At 67.9% G+C, this 18,605-nt stretch carries 20 protein-coding genes; 18 read left to right on the plus strand and 2 right to left on the minus strand.

Translation table 11 applies throughout. From position 1 onward, the window contains the following. Positions 1-174 precede the first annotated feature (174 nt). The 6 genes from AU193_RS07635 to recN are packed head-to-tail and all read left to right on the plus strand — an operon-like array spanning position 175 to position 5,664. Positions 175-957: a tetratricopeptide repeat protein gene (locus AU193_RS07635; RefSeq protein WP_253867680.1), complete on the plus strand. Its 783-nt coding sequence runs from the start codon at positions 175-177 to the stop codon at positions 955-957. Between the two features lies 1 nt (position 958). Then, positions 959-1,981 carry an HAD-IIA family hydrolase gene (locus AU193_RS07640; protein WP_064421770.1) on the plus strand — a complete coding sequence of 341 codons (1,023 nt, stop codon included), beginning with the start codon at positions 959-961 and terminating at the stop codon, positions 1,979-1,981. Positions 1,982-1,989: 8 nt separating this feature from the next. Beyond that, complete coding sequence (locus AU193_RS07645) at positions 1,990-2,175, plus strand: hypothetical protein (RefSeq protein ID WP_064421771.1); 186 nt, start codon at positions 1,990-1,992, stop codon at positions 2,173-2,175. A gap of 5 nt (positions 2,176-2,180) precedes the next feature. Further along, positions 2,181-2,984, plus strand: coding sequence for a TlyA family RNA methyltransferase (locus AU193_RS07650; protein WP_064421772.1), 804 nt, complete (start codon positions 2,181-2,183; stop codon positions 2,982-2,984). 20 nt (positions 2,985-3,004) lie between these two features. Next, a complete protein-coding gene (locus tag AU193_RS07655; RefSeq protein ID WP_064421883.1) occupies positions 3,005-3,904 on the plus strand; it encodes an NAD kinase in 900 nt (299 codons plus the stop codon). Further along, positions 3,904-5,664 carry a DNA repair protein RecN gene (recN, locus tag AU193_RS07660; protein WP_064421773.1) on the plus strand — a complete coding sequence of 587 codons (1,761 nt, stop codon included), beginning with the start codon at positions 3,904-3,906 and terminating at the stop codon, positions 5,662-5,664. Before AU193_RS07655 ends, recN begins: the two co-directional genes overlap by 1 nt. Here recN and AU193_RS07665 read toward each other — a convergent pair. Further along, positions 5,661-6,236 carry a TetR/AcrR family transcriptional regulator gene (locus tag AU193_RS07665; RefSeq protein WP_064421774.1) on the minus strand — a complete coding sequence of 192 codons (576 nt, stop codon included), beginning with the start codon at positions 6,234-6,236 and terminating at the stop codon, positions 5,661-5,663. The genes recN and AU193_RS07665 overlap by 4 nt on opposite strands. A gap of 31 nt (positions 6,237-6,267) precedes the next feature. On the opposite strand from AU193_RS07665, the gene AU193_RS07670 reads away from it, so the two are divergent. The 6 genes from AU193_RS07670 to xerD all read left to right on the plus strand — a co-directional run bounded on the left by AU193_RS07670 (position 6,268) and on the right by xerD (position 12,340). After that, positions 6,268-6,648: a VOC family protein gene (locus tag AU193_RS07670; protein ID WP_064421775.1), complete on the plus strand. Its 381-nt coding sequence runs from the start codon at positions 6,268-6,270 to the stop codon at positions 6,646-6,648. 80 nt (positions 6,649-6,728) lie between these two features. Next, a complete protein-coding gene (steA, locus tag AU193_RS07675; RefSeq protein ID WP_064421776.1) occupies positions 6,729-7,913 on the plus strand; it encodes a putative cytokinetic ring protein SteA in 1,185 nt (394 codons plus the stop codon). A gap of 9 nt (positions 7,914-7,922) precedes the next feature. Continuing rightward, positions 7,923-8,861, plus strand: coding sequence for a copper transporter (locus tag AU193_RS07680; protein ID WP_064421777.1), 939 nt, complete (start codon positions 7,923-7,925; stop codon positions 8,859-8,861). A gap of 125 nt (positions 8,862-8,986) precedes the next feature. Further along, positions 8,987-10,750, plus strand: a complete 1,764-nt coding sequence (locus AU193_RS07685) for a CTP synthase (protein WP_064421778.1) — start codon at positions 8,987-8,989, stop codon at positions 10,748-10,750. Then, complete coding sequence (locus tag AU193_RS07690) at positions 10,743-11,363, plus strand: NUDIX hydrolase (protein ID WP_064421779.1); 621 nt, start codon at positions 10,743-10,745, stop codon at positions 11,361-11,363. The genes AU193_RS07685 and AU193_RS07690 overlap by 8 nt, the downstream gene beginning before the upstream one ends. A 47-nt stretch (positions 11,364-11,410) precedes the next feature. Continuing rightward, on the plus strand, positions 11,411-12,340 hold the full coding sequence (gene xerD / locus AU193_RS07695) for a site-specific tyrosine recombinase XerD (protein WP_172798238.1): 930 nt from the start codon (positions 11,411-11,413) through the stop codon (positions 12,338-12,340). Between the two features lie 65 nt (positions 12,341-12,405). On the opposite strand, the gene AU193_RS07700 is transcribed toward xerD, so the two are convergent. Then, complete coding sequence (locus AU193_RS07700; protein WP_064421781.1) at positions 12,406-13,158, minus strand: O-methyltransferase; 753 nt, start codon at positions 13,156-13,158, stop codon at positions 12,406-12,408. Between the two features lie 136 nt (positions 13,159-13,294). On the opposite strand from AU193_RS07700, the gene AU193_RS07705 reads away from it, so the two are divergent. From AU193_RS07705 to der, 6 genes are read left to right on the plus strand one after another with little or no spacing between them, the layout of a single operon-like run. Beyond that, complete coding sequence (locus AU193_RS07705; RefSeq protein ID WP_064421782.1) at positions 13,295-14,155, plus strand: ParA family protein; 861 nt, start codon at positions 13,295-13,297, stop codon at positions 14,153-14,155. A gap of 8 nt (positions 14,156-14,163) precedes the next feature. Further along, positions 14,164-15,000, plus strand: a complete 837-nt coding sequence (locus AU193_RS07710; protein WP_156425150.1) for a segregation/condensation protein A — start codon at positions 14,164-14,166, stop codon at positions 14,998-15,000. Beyond that, positions 14,993-15,742, plus strand: a complete 750-nt coding sequence (gene scpB / locus AU193_RS07715; RefSeq protein WP_082682881.1) for an SMC-Scp complex subunit ScpB — start codon at positions 14,993-14,995, stop codon at positions 15,740-15,742. The genes AU193_RS07710 and scpB overlap by 8 nt, the downstream gene beginning before the upstream one ends. Continuing rightward, on the plus strand, positions 15,735-16,478 hold the full coding sequence (locus tag AU193_RS07720; protein WP_064421784.1) for a pseudouridine synthase: 744 nt from the start codon (positions 15,735-15,737) through the stop codon (positions 16,476-16,478). Before scpB ends, AU193_RS07720 begins: the two co-directional genes overlap by 8 nt. Beyond that, complete coding sequence (gene cmk, locus AU193_RS07725) at positions 16,475-17,158, plus strand: (d)CMP kinase (protein ID WP_064421785.1); 684 nt, start codon at positions 16,475-16,477, stop codon at positions 17,156-17,158. Before AU193_RS07720 ends, cmk begins: the two co-directional genes overlap by 4 nt. Then, positions 17,155-18,594, plus strand: coding sequence for a ribosome biogenesis GTPase Der (der, locus tag AU193_RS07730; RefSeq protein WP_064421786.1), 1,440 nt, complete (start codon positions 17,155-17,157; stop codon positions 18,592-18,594). Before cmk ends, der begins: the two co-directional genes overlap by 4 nt. The last annotated feature ends 11 nt before the right edge of the window (positions 18,595-18,605 follow it).

An 18,605-nucleotide genomic window follows, 5' to 3' on the forward strand; every position in this document is an offset into this window, starting at 1 on the left:
ACCCGGAAGCTAAGCCTGCCAGCGCCAATGATACTGCCCAACCCGGGCGGAAAAGTAGGACACCGCCGAACACACATCAGGATTACCCCCCACAATTGCGTGGGGGGTAATTCTATTTCGCGGCAATCGATTCCGTATTATCGCGAGACTCCTCCATCGGGTAGAAAGGCATACGTGGCTGAGGACAAAAGGGGCGGCGACGCCGGGCGACGCCCGCAGCGGTCGGCGCCGCGCAGCTCCGGCCCGAACCGCGCCCGCAGGGCACAGCCCAAGCCCCACGGCGACGCTCGGCCACCGTCGGGTCCGCCGATACCGGAGGGTATCGAGCCTCGGCAACTCGCGCCCGACGTGCGCGGCGAGCTCACGACGCTCGACCGCTCCACCGCCGACTTCGTCGCCCGCCATCTGGTGGCCGCCGGCCAGCTCATCGACGACGATCCGCAGACGGCGCTCGAGCACGCCCGCGCCGCACGCAACCGCGCCGCCCGCATCCCCGCGGTACGCGAAGCGGTCGGCATCGCTGCATACCACTGCGGCGATTGGGCGCAGGCGCTCGCCGAACTCCGCGCAGCCAGGCGGATGGGTAGCAAATCATCCCTGCTGGCGCTGATCGCCGACTGCGAACGCGGGGTCGGCCGTCCGGAGCGTGCGATCGAACTGGCCCGCAGCCCGGAGGCCTCCCAACTCACCGGCGACGACGCCGACGAGCTGAGAATCGTCGTGGCCGGCGCCCGGTCCGATCTCGGACAGCACGAGCAGGCGTTGGCGCTTCTGTCTACGCCGCAACTGGATCCGAGCCGCAAGGGACATACCGCGGCGCGCCTGTTCTATGCGTACGCCGAAACACTTCTGGCCCTTGGCCACAACGAGGACGCGTTGCAATGGTTCATCAACGCCGCCGCCGCCGACCTCGAGGGCGTGACCGACGCCGAAGAACGCATCACGGAGCTCTCCTGAGGTGAGGACCCTCGCCCACGAGCACGACTGCCTTCTGCTCGACCTCGACGGCACCGTGTTCCGCGGACACGAGGCCACAGTCGGAGCGGTCGACACGCTGGCAACGATTCGTGCGCGCACCCTCTACGTCACGAACAACGCCTCGCGTGAGCCCGCCGACGTCGCCCAGCATCTCCACGCTCTCGGCTTTCGCGCCACGCCGGAGGACGTCGTCACCAGCGCCCAGAGCGCCGCACGGCTCCTTGCCGCCCAACTGTCCTCGGGCGCAATCGTTCTCGTCGTCGGAACCGAAGCGCTCGCCAACGAGGTCATGCGCGTCGGGCTCAAACCAGTCCGGCAGTGGTCGGATGGACCCATCGCCGTCGTGCAGGGACACTCACCGCAGACCGGTTGGCCCGATCTGGCCGAAGCGGCCTTGGCCATCCGGGCCGGCGCACTGTGGGTGGCGGCCAATGTCGACCGGACTCTGCCGTCGGAACGGGGTTTGTTGCCTGGCAACGGCTCCATGGTGGCGGCGCTGCGCGCGGCGACCGACCGCGAACCCCAGGTGGCGGGCAAGCCGCAGCCGACTCTGCTCACCGATGCCTTGGCCCGAGGCACTTTTCACGCTCCGCTGGTCATCGGCGACCGCCTCGACACCGACATCGCTGGGGCCAATGCCGCCGGACTGCCCAGCCTCCTCGTGCTCACCGGTGTCAGCACGGCCGTCGACCTCGTCTGTGCACAGGCGTCGGAGCGACCGACCTACCTGGCGGCCGATCTGCGGTCGCTCGACGCGCCGACGGACATGCTGCGCATCGGGGCACATCCCGCCTGGCGCCTCGAGGTTGCCCCACCGACGGTGACGGTGCACTCCACCGGCCACGCTCCCGGCGACGACCTATCGGTCGTGCGGGCCACTGCCCACACCGTGTGGAACACCGGCCTCGACGGCCGGTCGGTCACGATCACCGCCGGTGACGACACCGCTCGACAGGCACTGAACCGCTGGTGCCTGCTTCCCGAGCCGAATCAGCTAGCGTGAACCTCGATATGAGTACCGATCCTGAACAGATTCGCGCCCGGATCGCGGAGTTGCTGGCGGAGCTGCCCGACCCCGCGCAGGAAGGTTCGGGTTTCGCGGACCTGGCCGACGACGAGGTCGAGCTCCTCGCGGCACGGCTGGAAGAGGCGCACGACATGCTCGTGCAGGCGCTCGAGTCGGTCGAGAAGGGCTGAGTTCCGTGGCACGGCGCGCGCGAGTGGACGCCGAGTTGGTGCGACGGGGGTTGGCCCGGTCCCGCCAGCAGGCGGCCGAGCTGATCGGCGCGGGACGGGTGAGCATCGATGGGATGCCGGCTGCCAAACCCGCCACCGCCGTCTCGATCACGGCGAGCCTGACCATCGAGGGTGCCGACGAGCGCACCTGGGTGTCGCGGGGCGCGCACAAGCTGATTGGCGCACTGGACGCATTCGGCCTCCCGGTGACCGGCAGGCGGTGCCTGGATGCCGGCGCGTCGACGGGCGGCTTCACCGAAGTGCTGCTTGATCGGCGCGCACGTCAGGTGATAGCTGCCGATGTCGGTTATGGACAGCTGGCCTGGTCGCTTCGCAACGATCCACGCGTGACGGTGATGGAACGCACCAATGTGCGCGAGCTGACGGCCGATGCGATCGGCGGACCCGTCGACGTGATCGTCGCCGACCTGTCTTTCATCTCGCTGTCCACAGTTCTGCCCGCGCTGACGTCGTGCGCGTCACCCGGCGGCGATATCGTTCCGATGGTGAAACCGCAGTTCGAGGCCGGCAAGGACCGGGTCGGTGCCGGGGGCGTGGTCACCGATCCGGCGTTGCGCGCCGAGGCGGTCCTCTCGGTGGCCCGCCGTGCGGCCGAACTGCGCTGGCATCCGGTCGCGGTGACAGCGAGCCCGCTGCCCGGGCCGTCTGGCAACGTCGAATACTTCCTGCACCTACGCACCGACGCGGGACTGCAAGGCGGCGAGATCGAAGACGCGGTGCGTACCGCCGTCGCGGAGGGTCCGCAGTGAACACCGACCGGGCGATTCTGATGGTGGTGCACACCGGGCGCGACGAAGTCACCGAAGTTGCCCGACGAGTGCAGAAAGTGCTCACCGACAACGGAATACGGCTAAAGGTGCTGTCGGCCGAAGCCGTCGACCGTGGGCCCGTTCCCCCGTCGCAGGATGACATGGGCTCGCTCGGCGTGGAGATCGAAGTGGTCGACGCCGACGAGCGCGCCGCCGAGGGTTGCGAACTCGTCCTCGTCCTCGGCGGTGACGGCACCTTCCTGCGCGCTGCCGAACTTGCTCGCAACGTCGAAATCCCGGTGCTAGGAGTCAATCTCGGACGCATCGGCTTCCTCGCCGAGGCGGAGGCCGACTCCATCGACGCGGTACTCGACCGCGTCGTCAAGCGCGACTACCGCGTGGAGGAGCGCATGACGCTCGACGTCGTGGTGCGGGTCGACGGCAAGATCGTCGACCGGGGCTGGGCGCTCAACGAAGCCAGCCTGGAAAAGGGGCCCCGGCTCGGAGTACTGGGAGCCGTCCTCGAGGTCGACGGCCGCCCGGTGTCGTCCTTCGGCTGCGACGGCGTGTTGGTGGCAACCCCGACCGGATCGACGGCGTGGGCGTTCTCCGCCGGCGGGCCGATCGTGTGGCCCGAACTGGAGGCAATCCTGGTGGTACCGAACAACGCTCACGCATTGTTCGCCCGGCCGATGGTCACCAGCCCCGAGGCGGCCATCGCGATCGAGATCGAGGCGAGGGGTCACGACGCGCTGGTGTTCTGCGATGGGCGCCGCGAGATGGTGGTGCCCGCGGGGGGACGCGTGGAGGTCACCCGGTGCGGCACCCCGGTGAAGTGGGTGCGCCTCGACAGCGCACCGTTCACCGACCGTCTGGTGCGCAAGTTCCGGTTGCCGGTCACGGGGTGGCGCGGACAGTAGTGCTTTCCGAGATCCGTATCGAGTCACTGGGTGCGATCAGCGCCGCGACCGCTGAATTCGACCGCGGCTTCACCGTGCTGACCGGCGAGACCGGTACCGGCAAGACAATGGTGGTCACCGGTCTACACCTGCTCGGCGGCGCACGCGCCGACGCCACGCGGGTGCGCTCCGGGGACAGCCGGGCGGTTGTCGAAGGGCGTTTCACCACAACCGAACTCGCTGACGGCGTGGCATCGTTGGTGGATGAGATCCTCGACAGCTCGGGCGCCGAACGCGACGACGACGGCAGCGTCATCGCCGCCCGCTCGGTCAGCCGCGACGGGCCGTCACGTGCCTACCTCGGTGGCCGCAGCGTGCCGGCGAAATCGTTGAGCGGCTTCACCGCCGAACTGCTCACGCTGCACGGTCAGAACGACCAGCTGCGGTTGATGCGCCCCGAAGAACAACGCGCCGCGCTCGACCGGTTCGCCGATGTCGAGACACAGCTGAAGCGCTACCACCGCGTGCGGGAGGAGTGGCTTGCGGCTCGACGCGATCTGCTGGACCGCACACAGCGCGCGAGGGAGCTCGCGCTCGAAGCCGACCGGCTGAAGTTCGGCCTCGACGAAATCGATGCCGCCGCATCACAACCGGGGGAGGATGCCGCCCTCGTCGACGACATTCGGCGGCTTTCCGAACTCGACGCACTACGTGAAGCGGCCCAGGTCGCTCGGGCAGCGCTCGCAGGCCCCGACGACCCCACGCCCGACGCGGTGTCCGCGGCCCATGGCGTCGCACACGCCAAATCAGCACTGGAGGCAGCGGGTGACACGGCGTTGACCGCCCTCGCCGAGCAACTCAGCGAAGCCATCGCGGTGATCACCAATGTCAGCGGGGAACTCGGCTCCTACCTGTCCGCGTTGCCGACCGACACCAGCGCGCTGGAGACAAAGCTCGCACGGCAGGCCGAACTTCGTTCGCTCACCCGCAAATACGCAGCTGACATCGACGGCGTGCTCGAGTGGGCTCGTGAGTCCCGGAAACGGCTCGAGCAACTCGACGTGTCCGAGGAAGCGCTGACCGGTCTCCAACGCCGGGTCGATGAACTCGAGGCGAAGACCGTCGCCGCGGCGTCCGATCTGACCAAGGCCAGAACCAAGGCGGCCAAAGGTCTCGCCAAGGCGGTGACCGCCGAGTTGTCCGGCCTGGCCATGGCCGGCGCCGTGTTCACCGTGTCGGTGGGCCCGCTGCTCGCCCGCGCCGACGACTCGGCGCCGGTGGTGTTGCCGTCGGGCGAGACGGTGCATGCCGGCCGCGACGGCGTTGACAACGTCGAGTTCGGATTCGCAGCGCGCGGCACCGATGTCCTACCCCTGCACAAGAGTGCATCGGGCGGCGAACTCTCCCGGGTCATGCTGGCACTCGAGGTGGTGCTGTCCTCGTCGGCCGAAGGAACCACGATGGTGTTCGATGAGGTCGATGCCGGGGTCGGCGGCCGGGCCGCGGTGCAGATCGGCCGCCGGTTGGGCCGGTTGGCTCGCACCCACCAGGTCATCGTCGTCACGCATCTGCCGCAGGTCGCCGCGTATGCCGACGTGCACCTCGTGGTGGACAGCGGTGGCGGGAAGGCCCCGAGGAGCGGGGTTCGGCGCCTCGACGACGAGGAGCGGGTGGGCGAGCTGGCACGCATGCTGGCCGGGCTCGGCGAATCCGACAGCGGACGCGCGCACGCCCGCGAGCTGCTCGAGGCGGCGCAGAAAGAGCGCGCTGAAGGCGGTTAACCTCCCAGCACGGTGTCGATCAGCGCCTCAAGGAATTCCGGCTCGGCCGGTTCGTCGGTGGCGAGTCGCCGGTAGAACAGCGCACCCGACAGTGCCACCGACGCGGCCTCGGGATCGATGCGCTCAGGGAATTGCCCATCATCGACACCGGAGGTGATGCTGGCTGTGAGCCGCTGCCGCCGTAGGGCCGAATACACGTGGAAGAACCGGCGGATGTCCGGTTCTTTCTGCGCGGCGTGCACGAGCGCGGGAATGCAGGCTGACACCGCGGACTCGCTCAGGGCGCGGGCGAGGTGCTCCAGCAGAATCCGAACCTGCTCGCGTGCTGTCGCGGTGGGCACTTCCCGGCCAGGGTCCGGCTGGACATTGAGAGTCTCGAGCGCATCGGCGATCAACGCGGTTTTGTTCGGCCAATGCCGATACAGCGTGCTGCGGCCTACGCGTGCTCCTGCGGCGACGGACTCCATGCGGAACCCGGCGTAACCGACGCGGGCGAACTCGTCGAGCGCAGCGCGAAGAATCATCCGCCGAGAATGTTCGGCCCGCGGATCGGGCCGGCTTTTCTGGGACATTGGTGTATCATAACTTTCAGGAGGTGCAATTATGGCAGGCACCAGTGTTCGCTACATCGTGGACGACGTCGACTCGGCCGTCCAGTTCTACACCAACCAGCTGCACTTTGACGTGGTCATGCGACCTGGACCCGGGTTCGTCATGCTCCGTCGCGACGAGTTGCGACTGCTGTTGAACTCGCCCGGCGGGGGAGGCGGAGCCGGGGAGTCGCTCAGCGACGGGAGCCGGCCCGTTCCCGGTGGCTGGAATCGAATCCAGCTGGAAGTCGACGACCTTGACGACACCGTCTCCCGGCTCGTCGACGCCGGCGTGCCTTTTCGCGAGAGCGTCATCACCGGACGCGGTGGGCGTCAGGCCTTGGCCGTGGATCCCTCGGGCAATCTCGTCGAGCTGTTCGAACCAGCCCGCTGAGTGTTACGTGTGTGACAAAAGGGACAGATGATGCGGCGCGCCTCCGACAGATAGCACGCCGATCTCGACAAAATCGCCGCATGAAGATGTCAGCGCTGCTATCTCGCAATGCCAGCTCACGTCCGGGCCTTACCGGCACGGCCAGAGTCGATCGCGACATCGATCGGCTCCTGCGGCGCGTCACCCCCGGCGACATCGTCGTCATCGACGCCCTCGATCTCGACCGCATCACCGCCGATGCGCTGGTCGAGGCCGGCGTCACCGGCGTGGTCAACGCCTCCCCCTCCATCTCCGGGCGGTATCCCAACCTGGGACCCGAAGTCCTGGTCGCCAACGGGATCACCCTGATCGACGACACCAGCGACGACGTCTTCAAGAAGGTCAAGGACGGCGCGCGCGTACGACTGCACGACGGCGGCGTCTACACCGGCGACCGCCGCCTCGTGCAGGGGGTCGAGCGCACCGATCATGAGATCCACGAGCTGATGCACGAGGCCAAGAGCGGGTTGGTCGCGCACCTCGAGGCGTTCGCCGGCAACACCATCGAGTTCATCCGCAGCGAGAGCCCACTGCTGATCGACGGCATCGGTATCCCCGATATCGACGTCGACCTCACCCGGCGCCACGTGGTGATCGTCGCCGAGGACGTCGACGCCGCAGTCGACCTCAAGGCGCTCAAACCCTTCATCAAGGAGTACCAACCGGTGCTCGTCGGCGTGGGCACCGGCGCCGACGTCCTGCGCAAGGCGGGCTACCGGCCGCAACTCATCGTCGGCGACCCCGACAAGATGAGCGCCGAAGTGCTGCGCTCCGGCGCCCAGGTGGTCTTGCCCGCCGACGCCGACGGGCACGCCGCCGGACTCGAACGAATCCAGGACCTCGGGGTCGGGGCGATGACGTTCCCTGCTGCGGGATCAGCGGCCGACCTGGCGTTGTTGCTGTGTGACCATCACGGCGCATCGCTGATCGTCACCGCCGGTCACACCGCCAGCATCGAGGAGTTCTTCGATCGGGCCCGCCAGCAGAGCAACCCGTCGACGTTCCTGACCCGGCTCAAGGTCGGTGAGAAGCTCGTCGACGCCAAAGCCGTTGCCACGCTGTACCGCAGCCGGGTTTCGGGCGGAGCGATCGCGATGCTGGTGCTCGCGGTGCTGGTCGCGGTGATCGTCGCGCTGTGGGTGGCGCGCGTCGATGCCGCGCTGCTGGACTGGATCGTCGACTACTGGAACCGCTTCTCGCTGTGGGTCCAGGGCTGGGTCACCTAGGAGCGCCCGATGATATCGCTACGCACACACGCGATTTCGCTCGCGGCGGTGTTTCTCGCGCTCGCCATCGGCGTCGCACTCGGGTCGGGGATGCTGTCCAACACCGTGCTGTCCGGGCTGCGTGATGACAAACACGAACTGCAGGAGCGGATCAACACCCTGACCGACGAGCGGAATGCGCTCAACGAAAAGCTCAGTGCAGCAGGGGAATTCGATGCGCAGATGTCACCGCGCATCCTGCGCGACACACTCGTCGACAAATCGGTGGTGTTGTTCCGCACCCCCGATGCCGCCGACGACGATGTCGACGCGGTGACCCGGCTGGTCGGTCAGGCCGGTGGGACGGTCAGCGGCACGGTGGGATTGACCCCCCAGTTCGTCGAGGCCAACGCCGCCGAAAAGCTGCTGTCGGTGGTCAACTCGCCGATCGTGCCGGCGGGCAAACAGCTGAGCACCACCTCGGTGGACCAGGGCTCGCAGGCGGGCGACCTCCTGGGCATCGCGCTGTTGATCGATCGCGACCCCAAAGTGCAGACCGTCGACGACACCCAACGCGAAACGGTGCTCGCGACGCTGCGCGACACCGGTTTCATCACCTACAGCGACCGCATGGGTGCGGCGAACACGGCGCTGATCGTGACCGGTGGGCCGCTGGGCGACGATGCCGGTAACCGGGGCGCCACCGTCGCCCGATTCGCCGGCGGGTTGGCCCCGCACGGCTCGGGCACAGTGCTGGTGGGCCGCGACGGCTCGGCATCGGGCACCGCCGCGATCGCCGTGACGCGCTCAGACCCCGCACTGACCTCAGCGGTGAGCACGGTCGACGACGTCGGCACCGAATCGGGCCGAATCACTTCGGTGCTGGCGCTGGGCGATCTGGTGAACGGCGGCCGGCCGGGCCAGTACGGGATCGGGCAAGGGGCGGCGTCGGTCACCGTCCCGCAGTGAGCCCTCGGCGCGTCACCGACGCGGTGTCGCCCTCGGTGTTAGGGTGGGGTTCCGTGGGTCGGCAGGCCCCAAACTGGGGATCACCCTAGAGCCGTAAGCCCTGCCCGTCGTCACGGAGGTCGCTCTTGCCAGCGTTACGCAAGCACCCGCAAACGGCCACCAAGCACCTCTTCGTCACGGGTGGCGTCGTCTCGTCACTCGGCAAGGGACTCACCGCTTCGAGCCTCGGGCAGTTGCTGACGGCGCGCGGCCTGCAGGTGACGATGCAGAAACTCGACCCGTACCTCAACGTCGACCCCGGCACCATGAACCCGTTCCAGCACGGTGAGGTCTTCGTCACCGAGGACGGTGCTGAGACCGACCTCGATGTGGGGCACTACGAGCGCTTCCTCGACCGGAACCTGTCCGGGTCGGCGAACGTGACCACGGGACAGGTGTATTCGACGGTCATCGCCAAGGAACGCCGCGGCGAGTATCTCGGCGACACCGTGCAGGTGATCCCGCACATCACCGACGAGATCAAGGCGCGGATCCTCGAGATGGCCACGCCGGACGTCGACGGCCGGCGTCCGGATGTGGTGATCACCGAGATCGGCGGCACGGTCGGCGACATCGAATCGCTGCCGTTCCTGGAAGCGGCCCGCCAGGTGCGCCACGAGGTGGGCCGGGAGAACTGCTTCTTTCTGCACTGCTCGCTGGTGCCCTACATGGCGCCGTCGGGTGAGCTGAAAACCAAGCCGACTCAGCATTCGGTGGCCGCTCTGCGCAGCATCGGCATCACCCCGGACGCGCTGATTCTGCGCTGCGACCGGGATGTGCCCGAGCCGTTGAAGAACAAGATCGCGCTGATGTGTGACGTCGACATCGACGGTGTCATCTCCACCCCCGACGCCCCGTCGATCTACGACATCCCCAAGGTGCTGCACCGGGAGGAACTCGACGCCTACGTCGTGCGAAGGCTGAACCTAGCGTTCCGCGACGTCGACTGGACGCAATGGAACGACCTACTTCAGCGAGTGCACGAACCACACGAAACGGTGCGAATCGCGTTGGTGGGCAAGTACATCGACTTGTCCGACGCATACCTGTCGGTGGCCGAGGCGCTGCGAGCGGGGGGGTTCGCCCACCGCGCGAAGGTGGAGATGCGCTGGGTGGCTTCCGACGACTGCGAGGTCGACGGCGACGCGGCCGCGGCACTGGCCGACGTGCACGCCGTGCTGATTCCCGGCGGCTTCGGCATCCGCGGCATCGAGGGCAAGATCGGCGCCATCAGGTACGCCCGTAAGCGGGGGCTGCCCGTGTTGGGGCTGTGCCTGGGGTTGCAGTGCATCGTGATCGAGGCGGCCCGTTCGGTCGGCATCGCCGAGGCCAACTCCGCGGAGTTCGACCCCACCACCCCACACCCCGTGATCTCCACCATGGCCGATCAGCGTGAGGCCGTAGCAGGGGAGGCGGACCTGGGCGGCACCATGCGTTTGGGCGCGTATCCGGCTGTGCTGGAACCTGATTCGATCGTGGCGCGGGCTTACGACGCCACGGAGGTGTCGGAGCGGCACCGTCACCGCTACGAGGTGAACAACCAGTACCGGGACCGCATCGCCGAGAGCGGACTGCGGTTCTCGGGAATGTCTCCCGACGGGCACCTCGTCGAGTTCGTCGAGTATCCGCGCGAGATGCACCGCTTCATCGTCGGGACCCAGGCGCATCCCGAACTCAAGAGCAGGCCCACCCGGCCGCACCCGCTGTTCGTCGCGTTCGTCGGGGCGGCCCTCGACTACAAGGCCGAGGAGCGCTTGCCCGGTATGGACATCCCCGAGCAGCGGTCCAACGGCGTCGAGCACGGCGCCGAGGTCGGCGCCCTGCTGCAAGAGCCCGCGACCCGTGGCTGACCACGACTTCGAGACGGTCTCCTCCCAAACCCTCTACGTCGGGAACATCTTCGCGTTGCGCGCCGACGAAGTGCGTATGCCCGGGGGCCACACCGCGCGCCGCGAGGTCGTCGAGCACTACGGAGCCGTCGCAGTGCTCGCGATGGACGAGGACCGCGACATCGCGATGGTCTACCAGTACCGGCACCCGCTGGGGCGTCGACTCTGGGAGTTGCCCGCCGGACTGCTCGACCTCGGTGGCGAACCGCCTCACGTCACCGCCGCGCGTGAACTCGAGGAGGAGGCCGGACTGTCGGCCACCGATTGGCGGGTGCTGGTCGACCTCGACTCCGCGCCGGGTTTCAGCGACGAGAGCGTACGGGTCTATCTGGCCACCGGACTCACCGACGTCGGACGCCCGGACGCCCGTGACGAGGAGGCCGACCTGACGCTGCGGTGGTTTTCGCTCACTGAGGCGGTGCGCATGGTACTGGCCGGTGAGATCGTGAATTCCCTTGCGGTGAGTGGCGTTTTGGCCGCCAACGCGGTGACGGATCCGGACGCGCTGCGGGGCGTCGACGCACCGTGGGTCGATCGTCCCACCGCCTTCGGTCGCCGCAAGGGGCATCTGTGACCACATCGTCTCCTCTCCGCGTAAGCGACTCATCGCCCTCTGCGTCTGTGCTCGAGGGTCAGGTCCGCGGCTATCTCGACCACCTGACCATCGAACGCGGCGTGGCCGCCAACACCTTGAGCTCCTACCGCCGCGACCTGCGCCGCTACACCGAACACCTACGCGCTCGCGGTATCGACGACCTGACCGGCGTGGGTGAAACCGATGTCAGTGAGTTCCTGGTCGCCTTGCGCCGCGGGGACCCCGAGGCTGGAACCGCCCCGTTGTCGGCGGTCTCGGCGGCGCGAGCACTGATCGCCGTGCGCGGGCTGCACCGCTTCGCGGCCGCCGAGGGGCTGACCGAACTGGACGTGGCCTCGCAGGTCAAGCCGCCCACCCCGAGCAGACGGCTGCCCAAGAGCCTGTCGATCGACGAGGTGTTGGCCCTGCTCGAGGCGGCCGGCGGCGACAGCGACGCCGACAGCCCGCTGACGCTGCGCAACCGGGCGCTACTCGAACTGCTGTACTCGACCGGGGCCCGGATTTCGGAGGCGGTGGGGCTCGACATCGACGACGTCGACACCCACGCACGCTCGGTGCTGCTGCGCGGCAAAGGCGGCAAGCACCGGCTGGTCCCGATCGGCAGGCCCGCGGTAACCGCGCTGGACGTCTATTTCGTGCGCGGGCGTCCTGACTTGGCGCGCCGCGGCAGGGGCACCCCCGCGATCTTCTTGAACGCCAGGGGCGGGCGGCTGTCGCGGCAGAGCGCATGGCAGGTGCTGCAGGACGCCGCCGAGCGGGCCGGAATCACCTCGAAGGTGTCGCCCCACGTGCTGCGGCACTCGTTCGCCACGCATCTGCTCGACGGCGGCGCCGACGTCCGTGTCGTGCAGGAGCTGCTCGGCCATGCCTCGGTGACGACCACGCAGATCTACACGATGGTCACCGTCAACGCCCTGCGAGAGGTCTGGGCCGGCGCCCATCCGCGGGCGCGGTAACAATCGGCCTTAAGGGGTTGATCGCCTCATGTCCTGCGTGGAATCAACCCCTTAGTGTCCGACCGTCAGCCGAGATATTCCGATTCGAGCACCAGGTCGGCGAGCAGCGACTGGTACTCCGCGTGGGTCTTGTGCTCGACGGTGTCGAACAACCTGCCGTGCTGCTGGCGCATGTACTCGCGATACTTCGGCGCGCCGGGAACCTTGACGTTGTCGGCGACGACGACGGACCCGCGGTGCAGCCAGCCGCGGTCGAGGATGCTCTGAAGATCCGACAGGTAGGCGTTCTTGTCGTGGTCGAGGAACAGGACGTCGAGGAGACCGGGGCCGAAGCCGTGTTCGGAGGCCAGCGCGTCGAGCGTTCGACCGCCGTCGCCGACGGTGCCGACCACGCAGGTGACGCGGTCCGCGACGCCGGCGTGCGCCCACACATCCCGGGCGATCTCGGCGTTGGCCTCGGCGAGTTCCACCGAGTAGATCCGCGCCGAGGGTGCCGCCCTGGCCAGTCGCAGTGCGCCGTATCCGCAATAGGTCCCCAGTTCGAGCACCAGGCTCGGGTCGGTCCGGCGCACCGCGGCGTCGAGGATCGCGCCTTTCTCGTCGCCGACGTTGATCAGGAAGGACTTCTGGTAGGCGAACCGATCGATCGTGGCGATGACGTCGTCGATGTCACCTTGCCGCGCGTTCGTCACCACATAGTTGCGCAGCGCCGCCTCGCGCCCGTCACCGATCTGACCTGTGGTGGAGATGTTGCGCGCGCCGACAGCCATCCGCAGGAACGACCACCTCAGCAGCGGGATCCGTTGCTTCAAACCCATGGCGTCAGCCTAGGCGGCGACGCTGCTCGATCGTTCCAACTTGCCCGCGGGTCTGGCTGACCTGGGCCGTTCCTGCCGTTAAACTTGCCCGGATGTCCGCCATGCTCGTGAACTGCCTGACCAGCGACGGTCGGGTATGAGCGACGACAGGGCAGCGGTGGAAGTGGGCCTGACCGGCCGTCCACCGCGAGACATCCCCGAACCGCAGCCAAAGACGACGCACGGTCCGGCCAAGGTCATCGCGATGTGCAACCAGAAGGGCGGAGTCGGCAAGACCACCTCGACGATCAACCTCGGCGCCAGCCTCGCCGAGTACGGCCGCCGGGTGCTGCTCGTCGATCTCGACCCGCAGGGCGCACTGTCGGCGGGCCTGGGAGTGCCGCATTACGAACTCGAGCAGACCGTGCACAACCTGCTGGTGGAGCCGCGAGTGTCGATCGATGACGTGCTGATCAACACACGGGTGAAGAACCTCGACCTCGTGCCCAGCAACATCGACCTGTCCGCCGCCGAAATCCAGCTGGTGAACGAGGTGGGCCGCGAGCAGTCGCTCGCGCGTGCGCTGTACCCGGTGCTGGACCGCTACGACTATGTGCTGATCGATTGCCAGCCGTCGCTCGGGTTGCTCACCGTCAACGGCTTGGCGTGCAGCGACGGTGTGATCATCCCGACTGAGTGCGAGTTCTTCTCGCTGCGGGGGTTGGCGCTGCTGACCGACACCGTCGACAAGGTCCACGACCGGCTGAACCCGAAGCTGTCGATCAGCGGCATCCTGATCACCCGCTACGACCCGCGCACCGTGAACTCTCGCGAAGTCATGGCCCGGGTAGTGGAGCGTTTCGGTGACCTCGTGTTCGACACCGTCATCACCCGCACGGTGCGCTTCCCCGAAACCAGCGTCGCCGGCGAACCGATCACCACTTGGGCGCCGAAATCCGGTGGGGCGCAATCGTATCGATCGCTGGCTCGCGAGGTCATCCACCGGTTCGGCGCGTGAATGACCCGGTGACCGAGACCGGAGCCGCGACCACCCCGGATTCGGACGATGCCGCGTCGTCGGGCTTCCAGGTCCGCCTGAGCAATTTCGAGGGTCCGTTCGACCTGCTTCTGCAGCTGATCTTCGCGCACCGCCTCGACGTGACGGAGGTGGCCTTACACCAGGTGACCGACGACTTCATCGCCTACACCAAGGCGGTCGGCCCGCAGCTGGAGCTCGACGAGACCACCGCGTTCCTGGTGATCGCCGCGACGCTGCTCGACTTGAAGGCGGCACGGCTGCTGCCGGCCGGCGAGGTGCACGACGAGGAGGATTTCGCCCTGCTGGAGGTGCGTGACCTGTTGTTCGCCCGCCTGCTGCAGTACCGCGCGTTCAAGCACGTCGCGGAGATGTTCGCCGAACTGGAGGCCGCAGCGCTGCGCAGCTACCCGCGCGCGGTCGCGCTCGAGGAGCGCTACTCCGCGCTGCTGCCAGAGGTGATGATCGGAGTCGACGCTGAGGCCTTCGCACAGATCGCCGCGGCGGCGTTCACGCCGCGGCCGGTGCCGACGGTGAGCACCGAGCATCTGCACCATGCGGCGGTGTCGGTACCCGAGCAGATCGGTAACCTGATGGCACTGTTGGAGAGCCGCGGGATCGGCCAGTGGGCGTCCTTCGGGGATCTGGTCGCCGACTGTGACGCGCCGATCGAGATCGTGGGACGGTTCCTGGCGCTGCTCGAGCTGTATCGCGCCCGGGCGGTAGCATTCGAACAACCTGAAGCGCTTGGTGTGCTGCAGATTTCGTGGACCGGCGAGCGGCCGACACACCAACACCTGGCGGTGGAAGAAGATCAGTATGGATAGCGACGACCACGACAATTTCGACGAGGTCGCGACGGACCTCGACGACGACGGAGTCGCGGCCGACGCCACCGATCTCGGGATCGACGTCGCCGAACCACCCGAGCTGACGGACGGTGAGCTCGGCGCGGTGCTCGAGGCACTGCTGCTGGTGGTCGACACCCCGGCGACCGTCGAGCAACTCGCGCTGGCGATCGAGCAACCGCCGTACCGGGTCGCGGCCAAGCTGCAGGCGATGGCGCAGGAGTACACCGCCCGTGACAGCGGGATCGATCTGCGCGAGGCCGGCGGCGGCTGGCGCATGTACACGCGGTCGCGCTACGCCCCGTACGTGGAACGGATGCTGCTCGACGGGGCGCGCTCCAAGCTGACCCGTGCGGCATTGGAGACGCTGGCCGTGGTGGCCTATCGGCAGCCGGTGACTCGAGCCCGGGTGAGCGCGGTGCGCGGCGTCAACGTGGACGCGGTGATGCGCACGCTGGTGGCCCGCGGGCTCATCACCGAGGCGGGCACCGATCCCGACACCGGCGCAGTGACGTTCGCCACCACTGAACTCTTCCTCGAACGGTTGGGCCTCACATCGCTGGCCGATCTCCCCGACATCACGCCGCTGCTGCCCGACGTCGACGTGATAGACGACCTCAGCGAAACCCTCGACGACGACCCGCGTTTCATGAAACTCAGCGGGGCTGCAGCGCCCGAACAGCCGCTGTCGTTCGACGTGGACACCGATGCACATGGCTGAACCCGAAGGCGTGCGACTACAGAAAGTGTTGTCGCAGGCGGGCATCGCCTCGCGGCGGGTCGCCGAGAAGATGATCAGGGACGGCCGCGTCGAGGTCGACGACCGCGTCGTCACCGAATTGGGCACCCGCGTCGATCCCGAGGTTTCGGTGATCCGGGTCGACGGGGCGCGGGTGACGCTCGACGACACGTTGGTGCATCTGGCGATCAACAAACCCAGAGGGATGCATTCGACGATGTCCGACGACCGGGGCCGCCCGTGCATCGGCGACCTCGTCGAGCATCGGGTTCGGGGCAACAAGAAGCTGTTTCACGTCGGCAGGCTCGACGCCGACACCGAGGGGCTGATGCTGCTGACCAACGACGGCGAGCTGGCCCACCGGCTGATGCACCCCTCCTTCGAGGTGCCCAAGACCTATCTGGCCACGGTGCTGGGCACGGTGCCGCGCGGATTGGGCCGCGCACTGCGCAACGGTATCGAGCTCGATGACGGCCCCGCGCGCGTCGACGATTTCGCGGTGGTCGACAAGGTTCCCGGTAAGACGCTGGTGCGGGTCACACTGCATGAGGGCCGCAAGCGGATCGTGCGTCGCATGCTCGCGGCGGTGGGCTTTCCGGTGCAGGAGCTGGTGCGCACCGACATCGGCACGGTGGCGCTCGGCGATCAGCGTCCGGGCAGCATCCGGGTGTTGACGCAGAAGGAGCTCGGCGAGTTGTACAAGGCGGTCGGACTTTGACGGCACTGGTCATCGCCGTCGACGGTCCTGCCGGAACTGGAAAGTCAACGGTGTCAAGGGGTTTGGCGCGTGAGCTGAACGCACGGTACTTGGATACCGGAGCGATGTACCGGATCGTCACGTTGGCCGTGCTACGTGCCGGTGTCGACTTGACCGACACCGAAGCCGTCGCAGTGACGGCCGCAGAGGCCCAACTGGCGGTCGGCTACGACCCCGATGAAGACCGTTCTTACCTTGACGGAGAAGATGTTTCGGTCGAGATTCGCGGCAACGCAGTGACCAACGCGGTGTCGGCCGTCTCGGCGGTGCCCGCCGTGCGCACCCGGCTGGTCGACATCCAGCGCAAGCTGGCCGCCGGACAGGACAGCGTGGTCGTGGAGGGCCGCGACATCGGCACGGTGGTGCTGCCCGACGCCGACCTCAAGATCTTCTTGACGGCGTCGGCCGAGGAGCGTGCCCGGCGCCGCAACGATCAGAACAAGGCGGCCGGACTGGACGACGACTACGAGGCTGTGCTGGCCGACGTCAAGCGGCGCGACCACCTCGACTCCACGCGAGCGGTGTCGCCGTTGCGGCCCGCCGACGACGCCGTCGTGGTCGATACCAGCGCGATGACACAGCCCGAGGTGATCGAGCATCTGACGCGCCTCGTGCGGGAGCGAGCGGGAGCGCAGCGATGAGCGAGGACGGCACCTGGGTCGACGAAAGCGATTGGGAGATCGCCGAAGACATCCCAGAAGACGGCCCGGAAGACATCCCAGAGGACATCGCCGAAGCCATCGAGGAGGCGGCGACCGCGCCGCCCGTCGTCGCCGTCGTCGGGCGGCCGAACGTGGGTAAGTCGACACTGGTGAACCGGATCCTTGGCCGGCGCCAAGCCGTCGTGCAGGACGTGCCGGGAGTGACCCGCGACCGGGTGTCCTATGACGCGTCGTGGTCGGGCCGCAGGTTCGTCCTGCAGGACACCGGCGGCTGGGAACCCGACGCCAAGGGTCTGCAACAGCTGGTGGCCGAGCAGGCGTCGGTCGCGATGCGTACGGCCGACGCGATCATCTTCGTCGTCGACGCGGTGGTCGGTGCCACCACCGCCGACGAGGCGGCCGCGAAACTGCTGCAGCGGTCCGGTAAGCCGGTGTTCCTCGCGGCCAACAAAATCGACAGCGAGCGTGGAGAAGCCGACGCCGCCATGCTGTGGTCGCTCGGTCTCGGTGAGCCGCACCCGATCAGCGCGATGCACGGCCGGGGTGTGGCCGATCTGCTCGACACCGTGATCGACGCGCTGCCGACCGTGTCGGAGATGGCGGGCGGCGGCGGAGGACCGCGCCGAGTCGCGTTGGTGGGCAAGCCAAACGTGGGCAAGAGTTCTCTATTGAACCGGCTGGCCGGTGATCAGCGCTCGGTCGTCCACGATGTCGCGGGCACCACGGTCGATCCGGTCGACTCGCTGATCGAGATGGACGGCAAGCTGTGGCGCTTCGTCGACACCGCGGGTTTGCGCCGCAAGGTCGGGCAGGCGAGCGGGCACGAGTTCTATGCGTCGGTGCGCACGCACGGCGCCATCGACGCGGCCGAGGTGGCGATCGTGTTGATCGACGCGTCGCAACCGCTGACCGAGCAGGACCAGCGCGTGCTGTCGATGGTGATCGAGGCGGGCCGGGCGCTTGTGCTGGCGTTCAACAAGTGGGACCTGGTCGACGAGGACCGTCGCTACCTGCTGGACCGCGAGATCGACCGCGAGCTCGTGCAGCTGCAGTGGGCGCCGCGGGTGAACATCTCGGCCAAGACGGGCCGCGCGGTGCAGAAACTTGTGCCTGCCCTGGAGAAGTCGCTCGAGTCGTGGGACACCCGTGTGCCGACCGGCCGGTTGAACACGTTTTTCAAGGAAGTGGTGGCGGCGCATCCGCCGCCCGTGCGCGGGGGTAAGCAGCCGCGGATCCTGTTCGCCACCCAGGCGACGGCCCGCCCGCCGACCTTCGTGTTGTTCACCTCGGGGTTCCTGGAAGCGGGCTACCGGCGGTTCCTGGAGCGACGGCTGCGCGAGGCGTTCGGCTTCGAGGGCAGCCCGATCCGAATCAACGTGCGGATGCGCGAGAAGCGGGGGACCCGCTCTCGGTGATTTGTGGAGTC

Source organism: Mycobacterium sp. GA-1285 (genome assembly GCF_001499905.1).
Taxonomy (GTDB): Bacteria; Actinomycetota; Actinomycetes; order Mycobacteriales; family Mycobacteriaceae; genus Mycobacterium.